Here is a 24,139-nt window from a genome sequence, read left to right on the forward strand (position 1 = left end):
TTGGCTAGAATGCCGGCCCTGCCTCTTGTCAGCCGCCTGGATTCACCGTGAGCAAACAACCCGACCGCCTTTTCGCCCAGCCTCTGGAGCAAGTCCCCGACTTCGTGTTCAACGAAGACGTGGTGCGCGTGTTCCCGGACATGATCAAGCGCTCGGTGCCCGGTTACCCGACCATCGTCGAGAACCTCGGCGTGCTGGCGGCGCGTTTTGCCCAGCCGAACACCGCGCTGTACGACCTCGGTGCGTCCTTGGGCGCAGTCACCCAGTCGTTGCGCCGCCATGTGCGCAGTGATGGCTGCCGGGTCATTGCCGTGGACAACTCCGCAGCGATGGTCGAGCGCTGCCGACAGTACCTCACCGCCCAGGACTCGATGTTCCAGGAACTGCTGCCGGTGCAGGTGCTGGAGGCCGACATTCTTGCCCTGCCCTTCGAGCCGGCCTCGGTGGTGGCGATGAACTTCACCCTGCAATTCATCGCCCCCGAGCAACGCCTGGCGTTGCTCGGCCGTATCCGCCAGGCCCTGCTGCCGGGCGGTGCGCTGATCCTCTCGGAAAAACTGCGTTTCGCCGATGACGAGGAGCAGACCCTGCTCAACGAACTGCACCTGGACTTCAAACGGGCCAATGGCTACAGCGAACTGGAAATTGCCCAGAAGCGCAGCGCCATCGAGCACGTGATGAAGCCCGACACCCTGCAAGCCCACACCGAGCGCCTACGCGCCGCGGGTTTCAGCAAGGTGGTGCCGTGGTTCCAATGCCTTAACTTCGCCTCGCTGATAGCCCTGCCATGATCGATCTGTCCCCCCTCGTCCGCCGCCTGGCGGGCACGCCACTGGCTAGCTGGTCGCAAGGCCTGCAAGCACAACTTGAAACCAAGCTGGAAAAAGGCCACGGCGACCTCGATCGCTGGCGGGGGGCACTGGATGCGCTGCCTGACGTTTTGCCCAGCGAAATCGACCTGGTCGACGGCCTGCGCCTGGACTGTGAGTGCGACGACGCCACCCGCGGGCAAATGCGCGAGGCCTTGATGGGCTTGTCGCCGTGGCGCAAGGGGCCGTTCGACCTGTTTGGTGTGCACGTGGACACCGAATGGCGCTCGGACTGGAAATGGTCGCGGGTCGCCCCGCACCTGGACCTCAAGGGCAAGCGTGTGCTCGATGTCGGTTGTGGCAACGGCTACTACCAGTGGCGCATGCTCGGTGCAGGCGCCGACATGGTCATCGGCGTCGACCCCAACTGGCTGTTCTTCTGCCAGTTCCAGGCCGTGCAGCAGTACCTGCCCGACCTGCCCGCCTGGCACCTGCCGTTTGCGCTGGAAGAACTGCCGGCCAACCTAGAAGGGTTCGACACGGTGTTTTCCATGGGTGTGTTCTACCACCGCCGTTCGCCCATCGAGCACCTGCTGGCGCTCAAGGACTGCCTGGTCAAAGGTGGCGAGTTGGTACTGGAAACGCTGGTGATCGAGGGCGACGAGCAGCAGGTGCTGGTGCCCGAAGACCGTTACGCGCAAATGCGCAACGTCTGGTACCTGCCCTCGGTACCTGCGCTGGAGCGCTGGTTGCGCCGCGCGGGCTTCAGCGATGTGCGTTGCGTGGATGTCAGCGTGACCAGCGTCGAGGAGCAGCGCAGCACCGAATGGATGCGCTACCAGTCGTTGGGGGATTTCCTCGACCCGAACGACCACAGCAAGACCATCGAAGGCCTCCCGGCCCCGCGCCGTGCCACACTGGTGGCGCGCAAATAAAAAAGGCGCCCGTCCGGGCGCCTGAATACACCTGCGGCGAGGAGCAGACGCGGCGCAGGTGGTGAAGCCCTTAGTCCTTGGCCACCTCGCGGGCCTTATCCTGTGCCTTTCGCTCGCGCTCGGCGATCGCCTGCTGCTTGTCCCCGTACAAGCGTTGCTGGTCCTGGCGGAATGCTTCCCAGAACTGCCGGGAACGTTCGGCGCCACCTTCGGCGTAGGCGCTGGCGCTGCCCAGGGCGAGGATTGCCAGCAGCAGGTATTGGCTCAGGTTCATCGTGCTTGCCTCTTGATAACCGATCAGATGGGGTCATCCTAACGAGGCGTAGCTAACGCCAAGGTGAGTCGGGCATTACAGTCTTGCAATGTAGTTTTGCATCGCCCGCGAAGAGGCCGGCCGGAACAACCAGATAACACCAGGATTACAAATCCGTTATCTGCGCCGCTCACGCTTTCTCATGCCGTAACATCCTGCCGCTTGACCCTGATCCTGCTACAGGGTCGAGAATCGCTCCCCTTTCACCACCCCGAGCCCACCATGCGCCTATTGATCATCGAGGATGAACTGCGTACCGCCGACTACCTGCAGCAAGGCCTGCGAGAGAACGGCTACGTGGTCGACTGCGCCCACACTGGCACCGATGGCCTGCACCTGGCACGCCAGCAGCCCTACGACCTGGTCATCCTCGACGTCAACCTGCCCGAGCTCGACGGCTGGACCGTGCTGCAACGGCTACGCGCCGAGTCGGCCACGCGGATCATGATGCTCACCGCCCACGGCCGCCTGGCCGACCGGGTCAAGGGCCTGGACCTGGGCGCTGACGACTACCTGCTCAAGCCTTTCGAGTTTCCCGAGCTGCTGGCGCGCATCCGCAGCCTGCTGCGCCGTAACGATCAGCAACTGCAGCCCAGCACCCTGCGGGTCGCGGACCTGGAACTGGACCCCGGCCGCCACCGCGCCTACCGGGCCGGGCAACGCATCGACCTGACGGCCAAGGAATTCGCCCTGCTGCACCTGTTGATGCGCCAGAGCGGTGAGGTGCTGTCGCGCACCCAGATCATCTCGCTGGTGTGGGACATGAACTTCGATTGCGACACCAACGTGGTGGAAGTGTCGATCCGCCGCCTGCGAGCGAAGATCGACGATCCGTTCGAGGACAAGCTGATCCACACCCTGCGCGGCGTCGGCTACGTGCTGGAAGCGCGCGCGTGAAACAGGCTAGCCTGTCCCTACGCCTTGGCCTGAGCGTGACGCTGATGGGCGCCGCGCTGGTGCTGCTGCTGGCCTGTCTGGCGGTGTTCGCGCTCGACCATGAGCTGGACAGCCGTGCGCGCAAGGACCTGGCGCGCAAGATGCTGCAGGTGGAACACAACCTGCGGGTCGACCTGCGCAGCGAAGACCTCGGCACCCGTGCCCATCCGCTGCTCGACTTGGTGATGGGCCACGACAACCTGAGCCTCACCGTGCTGGCACTCGATGGCCGCCACCCGCACCTGCTAAGCCTTGGCCCACCGCTGGAATCACAGGTGGGCGAATTGCACACCGAAGCGCGCCTGAACTTCCACGAATGGCGCGACAGCGCTGGCAAACAGATCCTCACTGCTACGCGCCTGATGCGCCTGCGCGACGAAACCCCAGTGCGGGTGATGATGTCGCTGGACCGTGCCGACGACAGTGCGCTGCTGCAGGCCTACCTGAATTCGACCTTGCTCGCCTTGCCGCTGTTGCTGCTGCTGATTGGCGCAGCGGCGTGGCGCCTGATGCAGCGCGGCCTGAAGCCACTGCGCCATTTCCGCCGCGTCGCCGGGCAAGTCTCGGCACAGCACCTGCAGCACCGCCTGCCCGACACCGGGCTGCCATTGGAACTGGCCGAGCTGGCTTGCAGCATCAACGTGATGCTCGACCGCCTGGACCAAGGCGTTCGCCAGCTGTCGCAGTTCTCCGACGACCTCGCCCATGAACTGCGTACGCCCTTGAGTAACTTGATGGGCAAGGCCCAGGTGACGCTGGCACGCGAACGGGACAGCGAAAACTACCGGGAGGTACTGGAAGACAGCATCGAGGAACTGACCCGGCTCAACCGCATCATCAACGACATGCTGTTCCTCGCCCAGGTCAGCCAGCCGCAGGCGCAGGTGGTGCTCAAGCCGCTGATGCTGGCGAATGAGGCCGAACACGTGCTGGAGCTGTTTGCCTTCAACGCCGAGCACAAAGGGTTGACGCTTCGGCTACACGGCTGGGGCACGGCGCAAGCGGACAGGCTGATGTTCCAGCGGGCGCTGTCGAACCTGCTGAGCAATGCGATTCGACACAGCCCGGGTGATCGTGAGGTAAGCCTGGGCATCGAGCGCCATGGCAATGAAGTCTGGCTATGGGTCGCAAACCAAGGGCCGGGTATTGCTGATGAACATCTGCCACAACTGTTCGAACGGTTTTACCGGGCGGGGTCGGGGCGCTCACGGCTGGAGGGCGGGACGGGGCTGGGGTTGGCGATCGTCAAATCGATCATGCAGCTGCATGGCGGGCGGGTCGAGGTAAGCAGCAGCCTTACAGGGCCTACCCGGTTTTCGCTGGTATTTCTGGCTGAATAAAATGCTGTCTGTACCGGCCTCTTCGCGCACAAGCCCGCGAAAGGGCCGGTACTGGCGCTTTGAAATTAGCGCGAAGCTGCCACGATCAGCGCCTTCATTTCCGCCACCGCTGCCTTGAAACCGACGAACAGTGCATGCGCCACCAGTGCGTGGCCAATGTTCAGCTCATTGATGCCCTTGATCGCCGCCACCGCCTCGACGTTGTGGTAATGAAGGCCATGGCCGGCATTGACGATCAGCCCCTGGCCAACGCCAAAGGCGACGCCGTCGACAATGCGCTTGAGTTCTTCAGCCACTTCAGTGGGGGTTTCGGCGTCGGCATAGCGGCCGGTGTGCAGCTCGATGGCCGGCGCACCGACACGGCGCGAGGCTTCGATCTGCCGCTCGTCAGCGTCGATGAACAGTGACACTTCGGCCCCCGTACGCGCCAGGCGCTCGACCGCAGCTTTAATCCGAGCTTCCTGGCCAGCGACGTCCAGGCCGCCTTCGGTGGTCAGCTCCTGACGGGTCTCGGGCACCAGGCAGATATGCGCCGGGCGGATTTTCTCAGCGAACAGCATCATCTCTTCGGTGACGCCCATTTCGAAGTTCATGCGCGTCTGCAGCACATCCTTGAGCACCCTTACATCGCGTTCCTGGATGTGCCGGCGGTCTTCGCGCAGGTGCACGGTGATGCCGTCGGCACCTGCTTCCTCGGCGTCCAGTGCGGCTTTGACCGGGTCGGGGTAGCGGGTGCCGCGGGCCTGGCGCAGGGTCGCCACGTGGTCGATGTTGACGCCGAGAAGCATGCGGTTGCTGTGAGTCACGAAAGCTCTCCTGAAGATTTAGCCCCACAGCATACGACGTGCTCAGCGCTTGCGAAACAGTTCCCGGCTGACCAGGGGTTTTGGCCCCAGGTGCACCGCCAGCGCCTGGCGCATCAGGCGTTTGGCCGCGAGCAAGGCGCCGGGTGCTTCCCAGTCGGCCTGGGCCAGGGCCAACAGCTCGGTGCCGTTGAACAGGCCTGGCTGTACCAGGTAGACGCGTTCAAGGCCGGCATCGACCCGCAAGCGGTACAGGCCGTCGGCGTCGATGGGCTCATCGTTGATGTCATGATCAAGCGCAAAGGCGTAACCCAGGTCTTCCAGCAGCCGCCACTCGAAGGAACGCAGCAGCGGCTCGAGCGGGCGCCCGGCGGCCAAGGCCTGCAAGGTCAGGGCGTAATGCTCGAACAGTTCGGGTTGTGGTGCTTCGGCAGGCAGCAGGCGCATCAGCAATTCGTTGAGGTACAAGCCACTGAACAGCGCATCGCCGTGCAGCCAGGCCGCAATGCCCACACTGTCCAGGCGCCCGACGTTCTTCAGCTCACCGCGCCCGCGCAGCTCCACTTCCAGCGGCACGAACGGCCGCACCAGGCTGCCACCCTTGCCCCGTGCACGGCGCAGCACCGCGCGCAGGCGGCCCTGCGGCGTGAAGAAGTCCACCAGCGCGCTGGTTTCCTTGTAGGCACGGCTGTGCAGCACGTAGGCCGGCTGGCCGACAGGTTGTTCCATGGGATTGGCCTGAAAGCAGAAGCCCGGAGAAATCCGGGCCGCTGATGGGGGTTACAGGTCGCCGTAGCCCAGCGAGCGCAGGGCGCGCTCGTCATCGGACCAACCGCCTTTGACCTTGACCCAGAGGTTGAGCATGACCTTGGCGTCGAACAGGGTTTCCATGTCCTTGCGCGCGTCGGAGCCGATGCGTTTGATGCGCTCGCCCTTGTCGCCGATGATGATTTTCTTCTGGCCGTCACGCTCGACCAGGATCAGCGCATGGATGTGCAGCACATGGCCCTGCTGCTTGAACTCTTCGATTTCCACGGTGATCTGGTACGGAAGCTCGGCACCCAGCTGACGCATGATCTTCTCGCGCACCAGTTCGGCGGCCAGGAAGCGGCTGCTGCGGTCGGTAATCTGGTCTTCCGGGAAGAAGTGGTCGTTTTCCGGCAGGTGCTTGGCGATCAACCCCTCGAGCGATTCGAGGTTGTGCCCCTGCTGGGCGGAAATCGGCACGACCTCGGCATTCGGCAGTTGCTCCTGCAGCCACTGAAGGTGCGGGATAAGATCGGCCTTCTCGTCCATGCGGTCGGTCTTGTTGACTGCAATGATCAGCGGGCCGGTCACGTACTGGACGCGTTCGAGCACCAACTGGTCCTCGTCGGTCCAGCGCGTGCGGTCGACCACGAAGATCACCACGTCGACGTCCTTCAGGGCCGCCGAGGCATTGCGGTTCATGTAGCGGTTCAAGGCCTTGTCGTTGGCCTTGTGCATGCCTGGGGTGTCGACGTAGATCGCCTGCACATCACCCTCGGTCTTGATGCCGAGCATGTTGTGGCGGGTGGTCTGCGGTTTGCGCGAGGTGATCGCCAGCTTCTGCCCGAGGATGTGGTTGAGCAAGGTCGATTTGCCCACGTTTGGGCGGCCGACGATGGCCACGTAACCGCAGCGGGTCGGATTGTTCTCAGTCATTGCCATTCTCCACGCCCAGGGCGATCAATGCAGCGGCGGCGGCGACTTGCTCGGCAATACGCCGGCTCACGCCCTGGCCACGGCTCTTGTTGTTCAGCAGCACCACTTCGCATTCGACGAAGAAGGTACGGCAGTGCGGTTCGCCCTGGATGTCCACCACCTCGTAACGAGGCAGCTCACAGCTACGCGATTGCAGGAACTCCTGCAGGCGGGTTTTCGGGTCTTTGTTGGTGTCTACCAGGGTCAGGCTTTCGAACTCGTCGGTCAGCCAGGCCAGCACGCGCTCGCGGGCGGTCTGCATGTCGGCGTCCAGGTAGATGGCACCGATCAGCGCTTCGAGGGCATCGGCGAGGATCGACTCGCGGCGGAAACCACCGCTTTTGAGCTCACCAGAGCCCAGGCGAAGGTATTCACCCAGGTCGAAACCCCGGGCCAGGCGCGCCAGGGTCTCACCCTTGACCAGGCGCGCGCGCAGGCGCGACAGCTGGCCTTCACGGGCCTGCGGGAAGCGCTCGAACAGCGCCTCGCCGGCGACGAAGTTGAGAATGGCATCGCCCAGAAACTCCAGGCGCTCGTTGTTGCGCCCGGCGTAGCTGCGATGGGTCAGGGCCAGCAACATCTGGTCCTGGTCTTTGAAGGTGTAACCGAGCTTGCGCTCGAGACGGGCAAGGGAAGCACTCATGCAGCCACCCGTTGGTTGTTCAACGCGTTGTTCAAATCAACTTCCTGAAAGACTGTTTGGCTGTGGCCCGTCGCAGCAAGCGACGAATCTCTCGATCCCTGAGAACACAGCCTATGTCAGAAATGCATTCGGCGCTGTCTGGTGGACAGCGCCGAAGGGTATCAATGGATCAAGCCGACCCGCGACAGGTTGGGCAAGTGGCTGAGCTTTGGCTCTGGCCAGCTCATCCAGACCGCGAAGGCCTTGCCGACGATGTTGCGGTCCGGAACCATGCCATGCAGTTCCTTGGGAATGTTCGGGTCATCCCAGTAACGGCTGTCGTTGGAGTTGTCGCGGTTGTCGCCCATCATGAAGTAATGCCCGGCCGGCACGGTCCATTGCTGGTCCGGCGGCATGCGGTAACGGGTCATTTCCTTGCGGATCAGGTGTTCGGCCTCGCCCAGTTTTTCCTTGTACAGCTCGGCGCTGCCCAGGGTGCCTGGTTCGGCGCCGACCAGTTGCTCGGCGATCGGCTGGCCATTCACATACAGCCGCTTGTCGCTGGTGTAGCGGATCTGGTCGCCCGGCAGGCCAACCACACGCTTGATGTAGTTGACGTTCGGGTCGCTCGGGTAGCGGAACACCATCACGTCCCCGCGCTGCGGGTCACCCACCTCGATGACCTTTTTATCGATCACCGGCAGGCGAATGCCGTAAGAGAACTTGTTCACCAGGATGAAATCGCCCACTTCCAGGGTCGGTTTCATCGACCCCGAAGGGATCTGGAACGGCTCCACCAGGAACGAGCGCAGCACCAGCACGATGAACAGCACCGGGAAGAACGACTTGCCGTATTCGACCAGCAGCGGTTCCTTGTTCAGGCGTTCGACCACGGCCATTTCTGGCTGGGTAACGCTGCCCTGGTAGTTGGCGATCGCCGCCCGCCGGCGCGGGGCCAGGAACAGCAGGTCGATCAGGCCCAACAAACCGCAAACGGCTACGGCGATGACGAGCAACAGCGGGAAATTTAGCGACATAGGACCTAGCTATCCAACCTGAGCACGGCGAGGAAGGCTTCTTGTGGAATTTCCACGTTGCCCACCTGTTTCATGCGTTTCTTACCGGCCTTCTGCTTCTCCAGCAGCTTTTTCTTACGGCTGACGTCACCGCCGTAGCACTTGGCCAGTACGTTCTTTCTGAGCGCCTTGACGGTTGTCCGCGCAATGATCTGGCCGCCAATAGCTGCCTGGATCGCTACATCGAACATCTGCCGAGGGATCAGTTCCTTCATCTTCTCGGTCAACGCACGGCCTTTGTATGCCGCGTTGTCGCGGTGCACGATCAATGCCAGGGCATCGACCTTGTCGCCGTTGATCAGTACATCCAGCTTGACCAGGTTGGCCGACTGGTAGCGATCGAAATGATAGTCCAGCGAAGCATAGCCGCGGCTGGTGGACTTGAGGCGGTCGAAGAAGTCCAGCACCACCTCGTTCATCGGCATGTCGTAACGCACCTGCACCTGGCTGCCGAGGAACTGCATGTCGCGCTGCACGCCACGCTTCTCGATGCACAGGGTGATGACGTTGCCCAGGTGCTCCTGCGGCACCAGGATCGTCGCGGTGACGATCGGCTCGCGGAAGTCGGTGACCGACGAAACATCCGGCAGCTTCGACGGGTTGTCGACGATGATGGTCTCGCCGGTCTTGAGTTCGAGCTCGTAGATCACGCTTGGCGCGGTGGTGATCAGGTCCAGGTCGTACTCACGCTCCAGGCGCTCCTGGATGATCTCCATGTGCAGCATGCCCAGGAAGCCGCAACGGAAGCCGAAGCCCAGTGCGTCGGAGCTTTCCGGCATGTACTGCAGCGACGAGTCGTTCAGGGTCAGCTTCTGCAGTGCGTCGCGGAAGTCCTCGAAGTCGTCGGAACTGACCGGGAACAGGCCGGCGTAGACCTGTGGCTGGATCTTCTTGAAGCCCGACAGCACTTCGACCTCGGGGGTCGAGGACAGCGTCAGGGTGTCACCCACCGGTGCACCGTGGATGTCCTTGATGCTGGCGATGATGAAGCCTACTTCACCGGCTTTCAGATCAGCGGTCTGGGTGTGTTTCGGGGTGAATACACCGACGCTGTCGACCAGGTGCACCTTGCCGGTGGACTTGACCAGGATCTTGTCGCCCTTCTTGACGCGGCCCTGGCGCACGCGCACCAGCGAGACCACGCCCAGGTAGTTGTCGAACCAGGAGTCGATGATCAGCGCCTGCAGAGGGGCATCGATCTCGCCTTCGGGCGCGGGAATGGTGTGCACCAGGCGCTCGAGCACCTCGTCGACACCCATGCCGCTCTTGGCGCTGCACGCCACGGCGTCGGTGGCGTCGATGCCGATGATCTTCTCGATCTCGTCCTTGACGCGGTCCGGGTCGGCCTGGGGCAGGTCCATCTTGTTCAGGACCGGCATCACCTCGAGGCCCTGCTCGATGGCGGTATAGCAGTTGGCCACAGACTGGGCTTCTACGCCTTGGCCGGCGTCCACCACCAGCAACGCGCCTTCACAGGCGGCCAGCGAACGCGAGACTTCATAGGTGAAGTCGACGTGGCCGGGGGTATCGATGAAGTTCAGCTGGTAGGTCTTGCCGTCCTGCGCCTTGTAGTGAAGCGTGACGCTGTGGGCTTTGATGGTGATCCCGCGCTCGCGCTCCAGGTCCATGGAATCGAGGACCTGCGCTTCCATTTCGCGCGCCGACAGGCCACCGCACATCTGAATGAAACGGTCGGCCAGCGTCGACTTGCCATGGTCGATGTGGGCGATGATGGAGAAATTGCGGATATGACTCAAATCACTCACGGGTCAACACTCGGAAAAGGCTGCGAGCCGGACGCCCGCCGAAAAATAGCCGGGAATTGTACCTCAACCAGCCGGGATTTGGGAGATTCCTCTGACGCACGATACAGGCCGGTACCGGTAAATAATTGTGAACACTCATGAAAAAGGGCAGCCCAAGCTGCCCTTTCCTACGTTCCAGCCAGCTTATTCAGCTAGCTTGAAGGTAATGAAGCTTGCACGCCCCTGGCGCAGCACGCGCATGGACACCGAACGGTTCTTCGGCAGGTCCTTGGCGATTTCGGTGAACTGCTTGGCCGAAGCGATCGCCTGATTGTTCAGGTGGCTGATGACATCCCCCGGGCGCAGGCCGATCAAGGCTGCCGGGCCATCCTGAACTTCTTTGATGACCACGCCGCCCTTGAGCTCCAGCGCTTTCTTCTGCTCGGCAGAGAGGTCGGACACCGACACGCCCAGGCGGTTGCTGCTGCGCTCGGCGCTGCCGTCGGCGCCGGTGCCGGTACCGATATCGGCATCGTCATCGGGCATTGCGCCAATGGTCACATCCAGGTTCTGGCGCTTGCCGTTGCGGATGATCTCGAGCTTGGCCTTGGCGCCATCCTTGAGGGTGCCGACCAGATGCGGCAGGTCGGCCGACATGATGATCGGCTGGCCATTCATGCTCAGAATCACGTCACCGACCTGCAGGCCGCTCTTGGCTGCCGGGCCGTCTTCCAGGACCTGAGCGACCAACGCACCGGCCGGTTTGTCGAGGCCGAAGGATTCGGCCAGGTCTTTGTTGACCTCCTGGATCACTACACCCAGCCAGCCGCGGCTGACCTTGCCGTCCTTCTTCAGCTGGTCGGAAACATCGATCGCCACGTCGATCGGGATAGCGAACGACAGGCCCATGAAACCGCCGGAACGGGTGAAGATCTGCGAGTTGATACCCACCACCTCACCATTCATGTTGAACAGCGGGCCGCCGGAGTTGCCCGGGTTGATCGCCACATCTGTCTGAATGAAAGGCACGTAGGTGTCGTTGGGCAAGGTACGCCCCTTGGCACTGACGATACCTTTGGTTACCGAATGGTCGAAGCCGAACGGTGAACCGATGGCCAGCACCCACTCACCTACCTTGAGCTTCTCGGAGTCGCCCAGTTTGACGGTCGGCAGGTTCTTGCCCTCGACCTTGAGCAGCGCCACGTCGGTGCGCGGATCGGTGCCGACCAGCTTGGCCTGCAACTCGCTGCGGTCCGACAGGCGGACGATGATTTCGTCGGCATCGGCGACCACATGGTTGTTGGTCAGCACGTAGCCATCAGGGGAGATGATGAAGCCCGAGCCCAGCGACTGGGCCTCACGCTGGCGGTCACCGCGCGGCGAGCGCGGCTGCTGCGGGATATTGCGCTCGAAGAACTCGCGGAACATCGGCGGCAGGCCTTCCAGGTCAGGCATCTGCCCGGCAGCAACGCGGCGGTCAGGCAGCTTTTGCTTGGTACTGATGTTGACCACCGCCGGCGAGGCCTGCTCGACCAGGGTGGTGAAGTCCGGCAGGGCTTCTGCGGCCTGGGCGGTGAGCACCTGACCGAGCATGAGCACGGCGGCGAACATCGATAGGTAGGGTTTCAAGCGTGGTATTGACATACGGCTCCCGTCACAACGAGCGTAATTAGCGTAAGACCCCTGCAGAAGCAGGAAAGGCCAGACTCCAACGAAGCCTGACCTATAGAAAATTTAGAGATAGATTGCAAATGACAATGCTTTAATTTCATTTCAGCCGCATGTCCATGCGCCTTGATAGGGGCCGGAAAAACGCGCCATCACTGGCGCGCCTGGGCATCCTGAGGCCGCATCGACAATGCAATGCGCTCTGCAGTGCCCAGCGGAATTTCGCCGACCACGGTGACCATCACCTTACCCTTGGGCGTATTCAGGCGACGCGATACCGCAGAGGTGGGGCCCAGCTGGGTGCGGACATCGGCGCTGGCATCTTCCTTCACCGGCTCTAGAAAAACCGAGAAGCGTGCCAGGCCATCGTCGTACATCAGGCTGCTGACGGCACTGTCACGAGAGGGATCACGGCGCACCGTGCTGTTGATCAATTCGAAACCTGGCGGTAGCCAGTCGGATCGCCATCCTGCGACGGGCTCGGCCTTGGTGCTGACCACCTTTTCCACCGGCTTGCACGCCGCGCTGGCATGCAGATCGGCATCGGAAGGCAGTTTGTCAGTATCGAGCCGAGTCATCTGGAAGCGTTCGAGCAACTGCCCTTTGTCGTTGAGCATCAACGAGCGCAGTGGCAGGCCGGTCTTGCGGTCCAGATGCAGTTCGAACGCGTAGCGGTGCTGGTCGCGGGGGGTGAGCGTAACGATCACGGCGTCGCGCCCGGCGACCCGCGCCTTGCCCGCAACACCCAGGTCATACCAGCCCATCAATTTGAGTGGATCGAGCAGGCGCGGCGAAGCGTCAGGCAGGTTGCTCACTCCACTGGCCAGGGCACCGCTGATGCACTGCACCTTGCCATCCACACGCACGATTTCCTGGGCGGCGCCATCGAGCTGCAGAAGCCGCTCGCTGACCTTGCCGTCCTGAACGCGATGCCAGATATCGTGGGAAGAGAAGCTGCCATTTCGTTCGTAAACGAAGGAGCCCTGATAACTCTGCTTTTGCTCAGCCTGTGCCAGCTTGTTCAGCCATTCGCTCGCTTCGGGCGATGAGTTGGCTGCCAACGCTGGCACCGTCATGCAGCTGCCTATCAGCAGCGACAAGAGAGGTAGCGCGCGCATGATCCTCCTTATTTAGCGGTTTTCCAGGCTGGCGGCACGGGCATACGGCAGGGCAGTTTCAGTGCCCTTGAGCGCGGATTCCTGTGCATGCTGGCGCAGATAACCCGGCAGACGCTGATCCCAGCCGGCCTGGTTCTGCAGCACGCCGTTGGCCATCGGCCCGGTCGGTTGCTCACTGCTCTCACTATAGCCTGCCAACACAGCAGGGCCTTGAGTTTGTGGCATGCTCAGGCCTTGTTGGGCAGGTTGCTGCGACGCCAGCTCGGCACCGGTGATGTCGTCCTGGTTGTACATGCGTACGCCAGCCAGTACCGCAACCGTGACCGAAGCAGCAACGGCCAGACGACCAATGCTGCGCCATGGGCCTTGCTTGACCTTGGCCGGTACGGCTTCATCAGCCAGTGCGGCAGACACCGCAGATGCGATATCCAGTTTCGGCAGCAGCAGCTCCTTGTGCATCGCTGCGCGGGCAACCTGGTAACGCGACCAGGTGGCACGGGTTTCGGCATCATCGACGGCATTCAACACCCGTCGCAATTCCAGTTCGTCCGCTTCGTTATCCATTACCGCGGACAGCGATTCCTGCAAAGCTTCACGACTCATGGCGGTTCCTCTCTTGGCTGTAGCCGCTGTCTCAGGTTTCCTGCAACAACGGCTGCAGGGCTTTGTCTATGGCCTCCCGAGCGCGGAAGATTCGAGAGCGCACGGTACCCACCGGACATTGCATGACACTCGCAATGTCTTCGTAACTCAACCCATCGAACTCGCGCAGGGTCAGGGCCGTGCGCAGGTCTTCGGGCAGTTGCTGGATGGTGCGATGGACAGTGCCTTCGATTTCATCCCGCAACAGGGAGCGTTCTGGGGACTCGAGATCCTTGAGACCATGATCGCCGTCGTAAAACTCCGCATCCTCGGAGCTGACATCGCTGTCTGGTGGCCGTCTTCCACGGGACACCAGGTAGTTCTTCGCCGTGTTGATGGCGATGCGGTACAGCCAGGTATAAAACGCACTGTCTCCGCGGAAATTGCCAAGCGCACGGTAGGCCTTGATAAAGGCTTCCTGCGCCACATCCTGGGCCTCGTGGGTATCGTGGACGAACCGCACGATCAACCCGAGAATCTTGTGCTGATACTTCAGCACCAACAGATCGAACGCTCGCCTGTCGCCGCGCTGCACGCGCTCGACAAGCTGCTGATCCTCTTCCTGGGTTAGCATGAACACTCCTCAGTGAACTTGAAGGAGCGTTGCAAAAGCCATCGTTCAGGCTTGCAAACATAGACTCGGGCTTTTCGCAAAAGTTCTCTCCTCCAAGCAAGTTTCCTGCGGCCCTTGGTCGGCTCGCACGAAAGACGCAGCGCGGGCACGGCCGGCTGCGTCGATAATCAGGTTTCGGATACGCAGGTGTCAGCCCGGATAGAGCTGCCGCCACGCGTCGCCGCGCGAAATTATGGCGCACGGGCAGCCTTCATAGGATTTCCTGCTGCGTAGGAAAGTTCCCATGAAGTTCGCCCTAACGTCGCAGGTGGCATGGAAATTGGCCACCGCAGGCTGCTATAAAGGCAGCCCGGCCTGCATTCACGATAGTTTCACAATGCCATCTGCGCGTGACTATTGTGCCGTGCCCCTTCCAAAGATTACTAGTGTCCCGACATGAGCCAACAATTCCAACATGATGTCCTGGTGATCGGCAGCGGCGCCGCCGGTCTCAGCCTGGCACTTAACCTTCCCCGCCACCTTCGCATTGCCGTGCTGAGCAAGGGCGACCTGGCCAATGGCTCTACCTTCTGGGCCCAGGGCGGCGTCGCCGCGGTGCTGGACGACACCGATACCGTGCAGTCGCATGTCGAGGACACGCTCAATGCCGGTGGCGGCCTGTGCCATGAAGACGCCGTACGATTCACCGTTGAGCACAGCCGGGAAGCCATCCAGTGGCTGATCGAACAGGGTGTACCCTTTACCCGCGACGAGCACTCCAGCGTTGACGACGGCGGTTTCGAGTTCCACCTCACCCGCGAAGGCGGGCACAGTCACCGGCGCATCATCCATGCTGCCGATGCTACCGGCGCAGCCATTTTCACCACCTTGCTGGAACAAGCCCGCAAGCGCCCGAACATAGAACTGCTCGAGCAGCGCGTAGCGGTCGATCTACTGACCGAACGACGCCTAGGCCTGCCCGGTGACCGCTGCCTGGGCGCTTATGTACTGAACCGCAACAGCGGTGAGGTGGATACCTTTGGGGCGCGCTTCACCGTGCTGGCCACCGGTGGCGCAGCCAAGGTCTACCTGTACACCAGCAACCCCGATGGTGCCTGCGGCGATGGCATCGCCATGGCCTGGCGCGCGGGTTGTCGCGTAGCCAACCTTGAGTTCAATCAGTTCCACCCGACCTGCCTGTATCACCCGCAGGCCAAGAGTTTCCTGGTGACTGAGGCGTTGCGGGGTGAAGGCGCCCTGCTGCGCCTGCCCAATGGCGAACGCTTCATGCCTCGCTTCGACCCACGCGAAGAGCTGGCCCCACGTGACATCGTGGCCCGCGCCATCGACCATGAGATGAAGCGCCTGGGCGTGGACTGCGTTTACCTCGACATCACCCACAAGCCAGCCGACTTCATCAAGAGCCACTTCCCAACCGTCTACGAGCGCTGCCTGACTTTCGGCATCGACATCACCCGCCAGCCGATCCCGGTAGTCCCGGCCGCCCACTACACTTGTGGCGGCGTGGTGGTCGACGATCGCGGCCACACCGATGTGCCGGGCCTGTACGCGATCGGCGAGACCAGCTTCACCGGCCTGCACGGCGCCAACCGCATGGCCAGCAACTCGCTGCTTGAGTGTTTTGTCTACGGCCGCGCCGCCGCTGCGGACATCCAGGCGCACCTGGATCAGGTCGCCATGCCCAAGGCCCTGCCCTGCTGGGACGCCAGCCAGGTCACCGACTCGGACGAGGATGTGATCATTGCGCACAACTGGGACGAACTGCGGCGCTTCATGTGGGACTACGTGGGCATCGTGCGCACCAGCAAGCGCCTGCAGCGCGCCGAACACCGCGTTCGCCTGCTGCTCGACGAGATCGACGAGTTCTACAGCAACTACAAAGTCAGCCGCGACCTGATCGAATTGCGCAACCTGGCACAGGTGGCGGAGCTGATGATTCGCTCGGCGATGCAGCGCAAGGAAAGCCGCGGGCTGCATTACACCCTGGATTACCCGGGGATGCTGCCTGAGGCCAAGGACACCATCCTCAGCCCGGTCTGAAAGCGATGCGGTGCCCGCTCAGGGCACCGCTACCTTAGCCCACCTGCGCCGGCTGAACTTCAACCTCACCCGCAAACGCCGGTGCTGATCAGCATCCAGGGCATCCTTGGCGATACACTGGCTCTCGGCAAACCAACGCCCGGGCCTTGCAAACCGCAACACCACCAACCCCGGCAGCGCGACGCTATCCCGACACAAGCGCACCGCCTGCCAGCCCTCGGCATGGCTGAACAGCCGCCAACCAAGCGCATCGCGGCGCAGGGCGATGACAGCGTGAGCATGGGTCAGCAAGATACGTCGGGGGATCACCCAGCAAGCATGGGCCAGGCAAGCGACTGCGACAGGAAGGCAAACCCACCCAGGCAACGCACTCAGCCACATGGCAACTTGCGCCAGCCCCTGGCAGGCCAGGTAGGCCGTCAGCAACAGGCGTGAGCCCTGCCAACGGCACTCGAAACACTCACTTGGGCTGGACACGGTCCAGGATGATACGGACCATGCGCTGCAGCTCCGGGTCTTCGGACTCGGTGCGCTCCATGAACCAGCCGAACATGTCCTGATCCTCACAGCTCAACAGGCGTACATAGAGTTCGCGGTCGGCCTCGCTCAGGGTCGCATAGACCTCCTGGGTGAAAGGCACCAGCAGCACGTCGAGTTCCAGCATGCCGCGGCGGCTGTGCCAGAAAAGCCGGTTGAGTTCAGTTTGTTCGACCATGGGGCCCTCCTCAAATGGGCCGCCAGTATACAGCCAGGCGCACGCTGCGGCACGAGGCGTTGGTCTAGTCACCTACCTATTTTGTTACTGGCGTTCTATGATGGCCGCCAGTCTTTAGCCACCGCGATCCCCCATGGCCGATTCCGCTTTCTTCACCCCCCTGTCCCACGAGAGCATCCTCGCCGTCCGCGGCTCCGACGCCGGCAAGTTCCTGCAGGGCCAGCTGACGTGCAACATCAATTACCTCAGCCTCGAGCACGCCAGCCTTGGCGCTCGCTGCATGGTCAAGGGGCGCATGCAGTCGAGCTTCCGTATCCTGCCCGAAGGCAACGGCTACCTGCTGGCCATGGCCAGCGAACTGCTCGACGCGCAGTTGGCCGACCTGAAGAAGTACGCGGTGTTTTCCAAAGCCACGCTCAGTGACGAAAGCGCCGCCTGGGCACGTTTCGGCCTGCAGAGCGCAGACGCTGCGCTGCAGGCGTTGGGTTTGAACGTGCCAGCCAGCACGGGCGCCACCGTGCGCCATGAAGGCCTGATCGCCGTGGCCGTATCCGAGGGCCGCGTTGAGCTCTGGGTGCCTGCAGATCCCGCCGCCACCGTGCGCGAAAAACTGGCCGCCGCGCTGCCCGAGGGCAGCCTCAACGACTGGCTGCTGGGGCAGATCCGCGCCGGTATCGGCCAAGTCATGGGCCCGACCCGCGAGCTGTTCATCCCGCAGATGATCAACCTGCAGGCAGTGGATGGCGTGAGTTTCAAGAAAGGCTGCTATACCGGCCAGGAAATCGTCGCCCGCATGCAGTACCTGGGCAAGCTCAAGCGCCGCCAGTACCGCCTGCTGCTCGATCAGCAGGACATCCCTGCCCCCGGCGCCGAAATTTTCTCGCCGACCCACGGTTCGTCGGTCGGTGAGGTGGTCCTTGCGGCCAGCACGGGCCAGGGCTGCGAGCTGCTGGCGGTGCTGACTGCCGAAGCAGTGGAAGACGACAACCTGCACTTGGGCAGCCTGCAAGGCCCGCGTCTGCAGGTGTCGAGCCTGCCTTACGAACTGGACCGCGATCGGGAAATCCAGCGCTGACCAACCCGCCACTCCTGCGCTAGAGAAGTACATGAACAAGCTGGCCGAGACGGTTCAAGCACAGTTGCTCGCGGCCATCGCCAATGATGACCTGGTCTTGCCGACCCTCCCGGAAGTCGCCTTGAGCATCCGCGAAGCCGCCGAGAACACCGAGATCAGCGTTGCTGCCCTGAGTAAAGTGATCGGCCGCGATGCCGCACTCTCCGCACGCCTGATCAAGGTGGTCAACAGCCCGCTACTGCGCGCGGCGGTCGAGGTGACCGACCTGCACACGGCCATCACGCGCCTGGGCATCAATTACAGTTGCAACCTGGCCATTGGCCTGGTGATCGAGCAGATCTTCCATGCCCGATCATCGGCGGTTGAGCAAAAACTCAGGGATATCTGGGCAAACAGCCTCGAAGTAGCAGGCATCAGCTATGAACTGTGCCGGCGCTACACCCAACTGAAACCCGACCAGGCAACCCTCGGCGGGCTGGTCAACCAGATCGGCGCGCTGCCGGTACTGATCTATGCCGAGGAGCACAACGAACTGCTCTCCGACCCGGTCTGCCTGCACTATGTGATCGAGCAGATCCAGCCGGTGCTGGGCGACAAGATTCTTTCGTCGTGGGAGTTCCCCGAGCAACTGGTCAACCTGCCCAGCCAGGTGCAGGACCTGGACAGGCAAACCGACAAGGTCGACTACATCGACGTGGTGCAGATTGCCCGCTGCATCAGCCAGCGCGGGCGCAGCCGGCCACTGGCGGCGCTGCCGGCGTATCGGCACCTGGGGTTGCCATTTGGCACCGAACTGGAAATGGGTGAGCTGCTGGAAGCGCGGAGCATGCTGCGCTGATCTGGGCTGCCTGGACTGGCCGCCCATCAATCCGCGATAAAGCTCACCCGCACTTTCAGCCCGCCGTTTTCACCGTCATGCAAGCTGACCTGTGCCAGGTGCGCGCGACAGATCTCGCCGACAATCGCCAGGCCCAGCCCCGTGCCTTGGGCACTGCGCCGGTAGAAGCGCTCGAACACTCGCTCGCGCTCATCCTCGGGGATCCCCGGCCCATCGTCCTCGACCTCCAGCACTGCCGGCGCCAGCACACGCAAGATCACATTGCCGCCCGCCGGGGTATGCGCCAGCGCGTTGTCCACCAGGTTGCTCAGCAGTTCGTTGAGCAAGGTCGGCTCGCCTTTGAGCCACACCGGCGCCTCGGCCTCCAGGGCCAGGGCCACGCCCCGGTTGTGCGCCAGCGGCGCCATGGCCATTCCTAGCTCGCGGGTCAGCTGGCTCAGGTCCAGGCGCTGGGCGCCGCCTTCGGCGATTGCCCGGGCGCCGTTTTCCACCCGCGCCAACGACAGCAGCTGGTTGGCCAGGTGAGTCAGCCGATCGGTGCCCTGGACCGCAGACTCCAGGGTCTGGCGCCATTCCTCGGGCTGCTGCGAACGCAAGCCGAGCTCGACCCGCGCCTTGAGCGCTGCCAGCGGTGTGCGCAACTCGTGGGCGGCCTCGGCAATGAACTGCGCCTGGCGCTCGAACTGCCCACGCAACCGCTCGGTGAAGTGGTTCAAGGCTCGCACTAGCGGGCTTAGCTCGCGCTGCACTTGCACCAGCGGCAGCGCGCGCAAGTCATCCGGTTGGCGCTCTTCGACAGCGGTGCGCAGGCGCTCAAGCGGGCGTAGCGCCGCGCTGACTGCGAACCCGACCATCACCAGTGCGCCCAGCGCCAGCATCCCCAGGCGCAGCAGGGTGTCAGCCATCAGCCCGCGGGCCATGCTCACCCTCGCTTCCTCCGTTTCGGCCACGCGGATTTCGGCCATGCCGTTCATGTTCGGTTCGCTGACGGCCTTGAGCAGGCTGACCACACGCACATCCTGGCCGAGGTAGGTGGCGTTGTAGAAGCGCGCCAACGCTGGGTAATCGTCAGTGCGCGGCGTGCCGGGCGGTGGCGGCGGCAATTTTTCGTAACCCGAGATCAATTTCTGGTTGATGTCCAACACCTGGTAGTAGATGCGCCCGGCGCTGTCGTAGGCGAACGTGTCCAGCGCCACGTAGGGCACGTCCGCGCTCAGGGTGCCATCGCGCTGGGACAGGCCGGCGGCAATCGTCCGCGCCGAGGCCAGCAGCGTGCGGTCGTAGGCGGTGTCGGCGGCTTCGCGGCCATTCCAGTAAGCGCTCAGGCCGCTGGCCAGCATCAGCACCACCAGCAACAGTGCCAGGTTGCCCAGCAAGCGCCCGCGCAGGCTGCCGTTATCACGCATCGCGGTGCTCAAGCAGGTAACCCAGGCCACGGAACGTCACGATAGCCACCGGCTGGCCATCGAGCTTCTTGCGCAGGCGGTGAATGTAGATTTCGATGGCGTCGGGGCTGGCCTCTTCGTCCAGGCCAAATACCTGGGCAGCCAGCTGCTCCTTGCTCATCACCCGGCCCGGGCGAGCGATAAGCGCTTCGAGCACGCTCTGCTCACGGGAGGTCAGGGTCAGGTTGTCCTCGCCTAGGCTGAAGCGCCGGGTATCAAGGTCATACACCAGCGGCCCGCAGCGCTGCTGGCGTTCGCCACCGAGCACACTGCGCCGCAGCAAGGCCTTGACCCGTGCTTCCAGTTCGGTCAGCTCGAAAGGCTTGGCCAGGTAATCGTCGGCACCGAGGTTCAGGCCATGCACCCGGTCCTTCACGTCGCTGCGCGCAGTCAGCATCAGCACCGGAAGGGTCTTGCCGCGGCCACGCAAGCGCGCCAGCACTTCAAAGCCGTCCATGCGCGGCAGGCCCACGTCGAGCACGGCAACGGCGTACTCCTCACTGGCCAGGGCCAGGTCGGCGGCGACGCCATCGTGCAATACATCCACGGTCAAGCCATGGCTCTTGAGGGCCTGGGCCACGCTTTCGGCCAATTGCAGATGGTCTTCGACCAGCAGCACACGCATCGGATTCTCCCTGCTCGGGTGGGGCGGTGGCGCGGAGTGTACCGCCCTCGCCCTGCCTGTGAAGCCCCTTGTAACAAACCTTTCAGGCTGAAAGGTTAGCGAAAGGTTCGTTACCTAGCATCGCACCACGGTCGCCCCGCGCGCCGAAAAAAGCACCAGCAAGGTGCAACGAATAAGAACAATAAATGGAGCCATCCTCGATGCTGTCATCGCAGCCGCAGGCGTACGCGCCTACCCGTTCCCTGTCCGCACGCCCATCCGCCATTGCCAGCGCACTCGCGCTTGCCGGCGTCGCCCCGATGAGTCAGGCCGCCTTCTTCGAAGACAGCACGGCCACCCTCGAAACCCGTAACATGTACTTCAACCGCGACTTTCGCGACGGCACGAGCGCGCAGCAATCCAAGCGCGACGAATGGGCCCAGGGTTTTATCCTCAACTTCGAGTCCGGCTATACCGACGGCACCGTGGGGTTTGGCCTGGACGCATTGGGCATGCTCGGCATCAAGCTCGACTCCAGCCCCGACCGCACCGATACCGGCCTGCTGCCGACCCACGATGACGGCAAGGCCGCCGACGAATACGCCAAGCTCGGCCTGACCGGCAAGGTCAAGGTGTCGAAGACCGAACTGAAGGTCGGCACCCTGATCCCCGAACTGCCGACCCTGCAGCCCAACGACGGGCGCATCCTGCCGCAAACCTTCGAAGGTGGCCTGCTCACGTCGCAGGAGATCAAGGGCCTGACCTTCACCGGCGCGCGCCTGGACAAGGCCAAGGACCGCAACGACACCAACTGGGAAGACCTGGCCCTGAACAACAAGAACGGCCGCTTTGGTGGCACGTTCAGCGCCGACAACCTCGACCTGGCCGGCCTTGACTACAAATTTACCGACCGCATCACTGGCAGCTACCACTTCGCCCAGCTCGACGACATCTACCGCCAACACTTCATTGGCATGCTCGCCACCCATCCCTGGGGCCCGGGCACCTTCGGCGCCGACCTGCGCCTGGCAATCAGCGACGATGCAGGTGCCGCCAAGGCCGGGCGCATCGACAACACCACCTTCAACGGCATGTTCAGCTACAGCCTGGACGGGCACAAGGTCAGCGCCGCCTGGCAGCAGCTGTCCGGCGACAGCGCCTTCCCCTACATCGATGGCGCCGACCCGTACCTGGTCAACTTCGTCCAGATCAACGACTTCGCCGGCGCCGACGAGCGCTCCTGGCAGGCGCGCTACGACTACAACTTCGCAGCCTTGGGCATCCCCGGCCTGACCTTCATGACCCGCTACATCAACGGCGACAACGTCAGCCGCGCCGCCGGTGGCGAGGGCAAGGAGTGGGAACGCAACACCGAATTCAAGTACGTGGTACAAAGCGGCCCGTTGAAGAACGTCGCCGTGCGCCTGCGCAACGCCACCTTCCGCTCCAACTTCGCCCGCGATGCCGACGAAGTGCGGCTGCTGGTGAGCTACAGCGTGGCCCTGTGGTAACCCAATAACAACAATGCTCACGGAGATAGACGATGACCTTTTCACTGCGCCGCCTCGTCCTGGCTACCGGTTGCCTGCTGCTGGCCGGCAATGCCCTGGCCGCCGAACCGAAACGCCCTGAATGTATCGCCCCGGCCTCGCCAGGCGGCGGTTTCGACCTGACCTGCAAGCTGGTGCAAAGCGCCCTGGTGCAGGAGAAGATCCTCAGCAAACCGATGCGCGTCACCTACATGCCCGGCGGTGTCGGCGCGGTGGCCTACAACGCGGTAGTCGCCCAGCGCCCGGGGGATGCCGGCACGCTGGTGGCGTGGTCCAGCGGATCCTTGCTGAACCTGGCCCAAGGCAAGTTCGGCCGCTTTGACGAAAACGCCGTGAAATGGCTCGCGGCGGTCGGTACCAGCTATGGCGCCATCGCGGTGAAAAGCGATTCGCCCTACAAGACCCTCGACGATCTGGTCGCGGCGCTGAAGAAAGACCCGAGCAAGGTGGTGATTGGTTCTGGCGGCACCGTCGGCAGCCAAGACTGGATGCAGACCGCGCTGATCGCCAAGGCGGCCGGCATCAATCCGCGTGACCTGCGTTATGTGGCGCTGGAAGGCGGCGGCGAAATCGCCACAGCGCTGCTGGGTGGCCACATCCAGGTCGGTTCCACCGACATCTCCGACTCCATGCCGCACATTCAGAGCGGCAACATGCGCATCCTCGCGGTGTTCTCGGAAAACCGCCTGGACGAGCCGGAAATGAAGGACATCCCGACCGCCAAGGAGCAGGGCTACGACATCGTCTGGCCAGTGGTGCGTGGCTTCTACCTCGGGCCGAAGGTCAGCGACGAAGACTACGCCTGGTGGAAACAGTCGTTCGACAAGATGCTCGCTTCCGACGACTTCGCCAAGCTGCGTGACCAGCGTGAGCTGTTCCCGTTTGCCATGACCGGTGAGGAGCTGGACGGCTACGTGAAGAAACAAGTGGCGGACTACAAGGCATTGGCCAAGGAATTTGGCTTGATTCAGTAAATCGCCGATTACCTGAACCGATCCCTGTGGGAGCGGGCTTGCCCCGTGAAACTGACACCGCGTTGCATGGCACCGGCTTTGCCGGTGTTCGCGGGGCAAGCCCCCCACAAAGTCCGCGCCCAATGAGGATTCACTCATGATCCTGCAACGTATATTCGCCCTGCTCCTGCTGGCGGTGTGCGCCACCCTGGCCGTGATGGCCTGGCCCTACCAGGCGGCCTTTTCCTACGAACCGGTCGGCCCCCGCGCCTACCCGCTGCTGATGCTTGGCCTGATGGGCCTGGGCCTGCTGTACCTCGCCATCCGCCCTACGCCCATCGTGCACAAGGATGACGAGCCTGCCCTGGACCGCGAAACCTTGACCAAGATCGCCGCTTGCGTCGGCCTGCTGATTGTCTTCGCCAGCACCTTCGAAGCCCTGGGCTTCATCCTCAGCGCCATCCTGATCGGCATCCCCATGGCCCGTCTGTATGGCGGCCGCTGGCTGTACAGCGCGATCGTGGTGGTAGGCATGAGCCTGTTCCTCTACTGGCTGTTCGACCGCGTGATGGATGTCCCCCTGCCCCTTGGCCTGCTGAGCGTACTGGAGAACTGA

Annotated in this window: 25 protein-coding genes; 10 read left to right on the forward strand and 15 right to left on the reverse strand. The window is 63.0% G+C overall.

Annotated features, from left to right (window positions below; translation table 11 throughout):
- Positions 1–47 precede the first annotated feature (47 nt).
- Positions 48–791: a carboxy-S-adenosyl-L-methionine synthase CmoA gene (gene cmoA, locus ACIPIJ_RS20690; protein ID WP_401080027.1), complete on the forward strand. Its 744-nt coding sequence runs from the start codon at positions 48–50 to the stop codon at positions 789–791.
- Positions 788–1,744, forward strand: coding sequence for a tRNA 5-methoxyuridine(34)/uridine 5-oxyacetic acid(34) synthase CmoB (gene cmoB / locus ACIPIJ_RS20695; protein WP_401080029.1), 957 nt, complete (start codon positions 788–790; stop codon positions 1,742–1,744). The genes cmoA and cmoB overlap by 4 nt, the downstream gene beginning before the upstream one ends.
- Before the next feature lie 70 nt (positions 1,745–1,814).
- Here the strand turns inward: cmoB and ACIPIJ_RS20700 are convergent, their stop codons facing one another.
- Positions 1,815–2,018 carry a hypothetical protein gene (locus ACIPIJ_RS20700; protein ID WP_401080031.1) on the reverse strand — a complete coding sequence of 68 codons (204 nt, stop codon included), beginning with the start codon at positions 2,016–2,018 and terminating at the stop codon, positions 1,815–1,817.
- A 261-nt stretch (positions 2,019–2,279) separates the two neighbouring features.
- On the opposite strand from ACIPIJ_RS20700, the gene ACIPIJ_RS20705 reads away from it, so the two are divergent.
- Both ACIPIJ_RS20705 and ACIPIJ_RS20710 read left to right on the forward strand, forming a co-directional pair.
- Positions 2,280–2,954: a heavy metal response regulator transcription factor gene (locus ACIPIJ_RS20705; protein WP_401080033.1), complete on the forward strand. Its 675-nt coding sequence runs from the start codon at positions 2,280–2,282 to the stop codon at positions 2,952–2,954.
- A complete protein-coding gene (locus tag ACIPIJ_RS20710) occupies positions 2,951–4,333 on the forward strand; it encodes a heavy metal sensor histidine kinase (RefSeq protein WP_401080035.1) in 1,383 nt (460 codons plus the stop codon). The genes ACIPIJ_RS20705 and ACIPIJ_RS20710 overlap by 4 nt, the downstream gene beginning before the upstream one ends.
- 65 nt (positions 4,334–4,398) lie before the next feature.
- Here ACIPIJ_RS20710 and pdxJ read toward each other — a convergent pair whose 3' ends face one another.
- From pdxJ to rpoE, 10 genes are all read right to left on the reverse strand, one after another.
- Positions 4,399–5,121, reverse strand: coding sequence for a pyridoxine 5'-phosphate synthase (pdxJ, locus tag ACIPIJ_RS20715; RefSeq protein ID WP_401080658.1), 723 nt, complete (start codon positions 5,119–5,121; stop codon positions 4,399–4,401).
- Positions 5,122–5,181: 60 nt separating this feature from the next.
- Positions 5,182–5,865 (reverse strand): DNA repair protein RecO, encoded by a 684-nt coding sequence (gene recO, locus ACIPIJ_RS20720; RefSeq protein WP_401080037.1) that lies wholly within the window; start codon positions 5,863–5,865, stop codon positions 5,182–5,184.
- Positions 5,866–5,916: 51 nt separating this feature from the next.
- The gene (era, locus tag ACIPIJ_RS20725) at positions 5,917–6,819 is read right to left on the reverse strand and encodes a GTPase Era (RefSeq protein WP_346614471.1); all 903 of its coding nucleotides are present in this window, start codon (positions 6,817–6,819) and stop codon (positions 5,917–5,919) included.
- The gene (rnc, locus tag ACIPIJ_RS20730) at positions 6,812–7,501 is read right to left on the reverse strand and encodes a ribonuclease III (protein ID WP_401080039.1); all 690 of its coding nucleotides are present in this window, start codon (positions 7,499–7,501) and stop codon (positions 6,812–6,814) included. The genes era and rnc overlap by 8 nt, the downstream gene beginning before the upstream one ends.
- A gap of 161 nt (positions 7,502–7,662) precedes the next feature.
- The gene (lepB, locus tag ACIPIJ_RS20735; protein WP_401080041.1) at positions 7,663–8,517 is read right to left on the reverse strand and encodes a signal peptidase I; all 855 of its coding nucleotides are present in this window, start codon (positions 8,515–8,517) and stop codon (positions 7,663–7,665) included.
- A 5-nt stretch (positions 8,518–8,522) separates the two neighbouring features.
- Positions 8,523–10,322 (reverse strand): translation elongation factor 4, encoded by a 1,800-nt coding sequence (gene lepA / locus ACIPIJ_RS20740; RefSeq protein WP_401080042.1) that lies wholly within the window; start codon positions 10,320–10,322, stop codon positions 8,523–8,525.
- A 183-nt stretch (positions 10,323–10,505) separates the two neighbouring features.
- Complete coding sequence (locus ACIPIJ_RS20745; protein WP_401080661.1) at positions 10,506–11,912, reverse strand: DegQ family serine endoprotease; 1,407 nt, start codon at positions 11,910–11,912, stop codon at positions 10,506–10,508.
- A 209-nt stretch (positions 11,913–12,121) separates the two neighbouring features.
- Entirely contained in the window at positions 12,122–13,087 is a 966-nt protein-coding gene (locus tag ACIPIJ_RS20750; RefSeq protein WP_401080044.1) for a MucB/RseB C-terminal domain-containing protein, read from the reverse strand.
- A gap of 12 nt (positions 13,088–13,099) precedes the next feature.
- A complete protein-coding gene (locus ACIPIJ_RS20755; protein WP_401080046.1) occupies positions 13,100–13,690 on the reverse strand; it encodes a sigma-E factor negative regulatory protein in 591 nt (196 codons plus the stop codon).
- A gap of 31 nt (positions 13,691–13,721) precedes the next feature.
- Complete coding sequence (gene rpoE, locus ACIPIJ_RS20760; protein WP_003252049.1) at positions 13,722–14,303, reverse strand: RNA polymerase sigma factor RpoE; 582 nt, start codon at positions 14,301–14,303, stop codon at positions 13,722–13,724.
- A gap of 435 nt (positions 14,304–14,738) precedes the next feature.
- On the opposite strand from rpoE, the gene nadB reads away from it, so the two are divergent.
- Entirely contained in the window at positions 14,739–16,343 is a 1,605-nt protein-coding gene (gene nadB, locus ACIPIJ_RS20765; protein ID WP_401080048.1) for an L-aspartate oxidase, read from the forward strand.
- Positions 16,344–16,361: 18 nt separating this feature from the next.
- Here nadB and ACIPIJ_RS20770 read toward each other — a convergent pair whose 3' ends face one another.
- The gene (locus ACIPIJ_RS20770; RefSeq protein WP_401080050.1) at positions 16,362–16,820 is read right to left on the reverse strand and encodes a protein YgfX; all 459 of its coding nucleotides are present in this window, start codon (positions 16,818–16,820) and stop codon (positions 16,362–16,364) included.
- The gene (locus ACIPIJ_RS20775) at positions 16,804–17,058 is read right to left on the reverse strand and encodes a succinate dehydrogenase assembly factor 2 (RefSeq protein ID WP_401080052.1); all 255 of its coding nucleotides are present in this window, start codon (positions 17,056–17,058) and stop codon (positions 16,804–16,806) included. The genes ACIPIJ_RS20770 and ACIPIJ_RS20775 overlap by 17 nt, the downstream gene beginning before the upstream one ends.
- A gap of 133 nt (positions 17,059–17,191) precedes the next feature.
- On the opposite strand from ACIPIJ_RS20775, the gene ACIPIJ_RS20780 reads away from it, so the two are divergent.
- Both ACIPIJ_RS20780 and ACIPIJ_RS20785 read left to right on the forward strand, forming a co-directional pair.
- Entirely contained in the window at positions 17,192–18,133 is a 942-nt protein-coding gene (locus ACIPIJ_RS20780) for a YgfZ/GcvT domain-containing protein (RefSeq protein WP_401080054.1), read from the forward strand.
- A gap of 31 nt (positions 18,134–18,164) precedes the next feature.
- The gene (locus ACIPIJ_RS20785; protein WP_401080055.1) at positions 18,165–18,971 is read left to right on the forward strand and encodes an HDOD domain-containing protein; all 807 of its coding nucleotides are present in this window, start codon (positions 18,165–18,167) and stop codon (positions 18,969–18,971) included.
- Positions 18,972–18,997: 26 nt separating this feature from the next.
- Here ACIPIJ_RS20785 and ACIPIJ_RS20790 read toward each other — a convergent pair whose 3' ends face one another.
- Both ACIPIJ_RS20790 and ACIPIJ_RS20795 read right to left on the reverse strand, forming a co-directional pair.
- Entirely contained in the window at positions 18,998–20,377 is a 1,380-nt protein-coding gene (locus tag ACIPIJ_RS20790) for a sensor histidine kinase (RefSeq protein ID WP_401080057.1), read from the reverse strand.
- Positions 20,370–21,041 (reverse strand): response regulator, encoded by a 672-nt coding sequence (locus ACIPIJ_RS20795; RefSeq protein ID WP_401080059.1) that lies wholly within the window; start codon positions 21,039–21,041, stop codon positions 20,370–20,372. Before ACIPIJ_RS20795 ends, ACIPIJ_RS20790 begins: the two co-directional genes overlap by 8 nt.
- A 200-nt stretch (positions 21,042–21,241) precedes the next feature.
- Between ACIPIJ_RS20795 and ACIPIJ_RS20800 the strand changes: the two genes are divergently transcribed.
- The 3 genes from ACIPIJ_RS20800 to ACIPIJ_RS20810 all read left to right on the forward strand — a co-directional run bounded on the left by ACIPIJ_RS20800 (position 21,242) and on the right by ACIPIJ_RS20810 (position 24,139).
- On the forward strand, positions 21,242–22,531 hold the full coding sequence (locus tag ACIPIJ_RS20800) for an OprD family porin (protein ID WP_401080061.1): 1,290 nt from the start codon (positions 21,242–21,244) through the stop codon (positions 22,529–22,531).
- Between the two features lie 32 nt (positions 22,532–22,563).
- Positions 22,564–23,544: a Bug family tripartite tricarboxylate transporter substrate binding protein gene (locus tag ACIPIJ_RS20805; protein WP_401080063.1), complete on the forward strand. Its 981-nt coding sequence runs from the start codon at positions 22,564–22,566 to the stop codon at positions 23,542–23,544.
- A 136-nt stretch (positions 23,545–23,680) separates the two neighbouring features.
- Positions 23,681–24,139 (forward strand): tripartite tricarboxylate transporter TctB family protein, encoded by a 459-nt coding sequence (locus ACIPIJ_RS20810; protein ID WP_401080065.1) that lies wholly within the window; start codon positions 23,681–23,683, stop codon positions 24,137–24,139.

Source organism: Pseudomonas sp. NPDC087185 (assembly GCF_044744955.1).
In the GTDB taxonomy this organism is placed as follows: Bacteria; Pseudomonadota; Gammaproteobacteria; order Pseudomonadales; family Pseudomonadaceae; genus Aquipseudomonas.

What these genes read in the sequence shown, in the direction of transcription:
- cmoB (WP_401080029.1), top strand. Translation starts at nt 788, where the DNA reads ATGATCGATCTGTCCCCCCTCGTCCGCCGCCTGGCGGGCACGCCACTG.
- ACIPIJ_RS20700 (WP_401080031.1), bottom strand. Translation starts at nt 2,018, where the DNA reads ATGAACCTGAGCCAATACCTGCTGCTGGCAATCCTCGCCCTGGGCAGC.
- ACIPIJ_RS20705 (WP_401080033.1), top strand. Translation starts at nt 2,280, where the DNA reads ATGCGCCTATTGATCATCGAGGATGAACTGCGTACCGCCGACTACCTG.
- pdxJ (WP_401080658.1), bottom strand. Translation starts at nt 5,121, where the DNA reads ATGCTTCTCGGCGTCAACATCGACCACGTGGCGACCCTGCGCCAGGCC.
- recO (WP_401080037.1), bottom strand. Translation starts at nt 5,865, where the DNA reads ATGGAACAACCTGTCGGCCAGCCGGCCTACGTGCTGCACAGCCGTGCC.
- era (WP_346614471.1), bottom strand. Translation starts at nt 6,819, where the DNA reads ATGACTGAGAACAATCCGACCCGCTGCGGTTACGTGGCCATCGTCGGC.
- rnc (WP_401080039.1), bottom strand. Translation starts at nt 7,501, where the DNA reads ATGAGTGCTTCCCTTGCCCGTCTCGAGCGCAAGCTCGGTTACACCTTC.
- lepB (WP_401080041.1), bottom strand. Translation starts at nt 8,517, where the DNA reads ATGTCGCTAAATTTCCCGCTGTTGCTCGTCATCGCCGTAGCCGTTTGC.
- ACIPIJ_RS20745 (WP_401080661.1), bottom strand. Translation starts at nt 11,912, where the DNA reads ATGTTCGCCGCCGTGCTCATGCTCGGTCAGGTGCTCACCGCCCAGGCC.
- ACIPIJ_RS20750 (WP_401080044.1), bottom strand. Translation starts at nt 13,087, where the DNA reads ATGCGCGCGCTACCTCTCTTGTCGCTGCTGATAGGCAGCTGCATGACG.
- ACIPIJ_RS20755 (WP_401080046.1), bottom strand. Translation starts at nt 13,690, where the DNA reads ATGAGTCGTGAAGCTTTGCAGGAATCGCTGTCCGCGGTAATGGATAAC.
- rpoE (WP_003252049.1), bottom strand. Translation starts at nt 14,303, where the DNA reads ATGCTAACCCAGGAAGAGGATCAGCAGCTTGTCGAGCGCGTGCAGCGC.
- nadB (WP_401080048.1), top strand. Translation starts at nt 14,739, where the DNA reads ATGAGCCAACAATTCCAACATGATGTCCTGGTGATCGGCAGCGGCGCC.
- ACIPIJ_RS20775 (WP_401080052.1), bottom strand. Translation starts at nt 17,058, where the DNA reads ATGGTCGAACAAACTGAACTCAACCGGCTTTTCTGGCACAGCCGCCGC.
- ACIPIJ_RS20780 (WP_401080054.1), top strand. Translation starts at nt 17,192, where the DNA reads ATGGCCGATTCCGCTTTCTTCACCCCCCTGTCCCACGAGAGCATCCTC.
- ACIPIJ_RS20785 (WP_401080055.1), top strand. Translation starts at nt 18,165, where the DNA reads ATGAACAAGCTGGCCGAGACGGTTCAAGCACAGTTGCTCGCGGCCATC.
- ACIPIJ_RS20790 (WP_401080057.1), bottom strand. Translation starts at nt 20,377, where the DNA reads ATGCGTGATAACGGCAGCCTGCGCGGGCGCTTGCTGGGCAACCTGGCA.
- ACIPIJ_RS20795 (WP_401080059.1), bottom strand. Translation starts at nt 21,041, where the DNA reads ATGCGTGTGCTGCTGGTCGAAGACCATCTGCAATTGGCCGAAAGCGTG.
- ACIPIJ_RS20800 (WP_401080061.1), top strand. Translation starts at nt 21,242, where the DNA reads ATGCTGTCATCGCAGCCGCAGGCGTACGCGCCTACCCGTTCCCTGTCC.
- ACIPIJ_RS20805 (WP_401080063.1), top strand. Translation starts at nt 22,564, where the DNA reads ATGACCTTTTCACTGCGCCGCCTCGTCCTGGCTACCGGTTGCCTGCTG.
- ACIPIJ_RS20810 (WP_401080065.1), top strand. Translation starts at nt 23,681, where the DNA reads ATGATCCTGCAACGTATATTCGCCCTGCTCCTGCTGGCGGTGTGCGCC.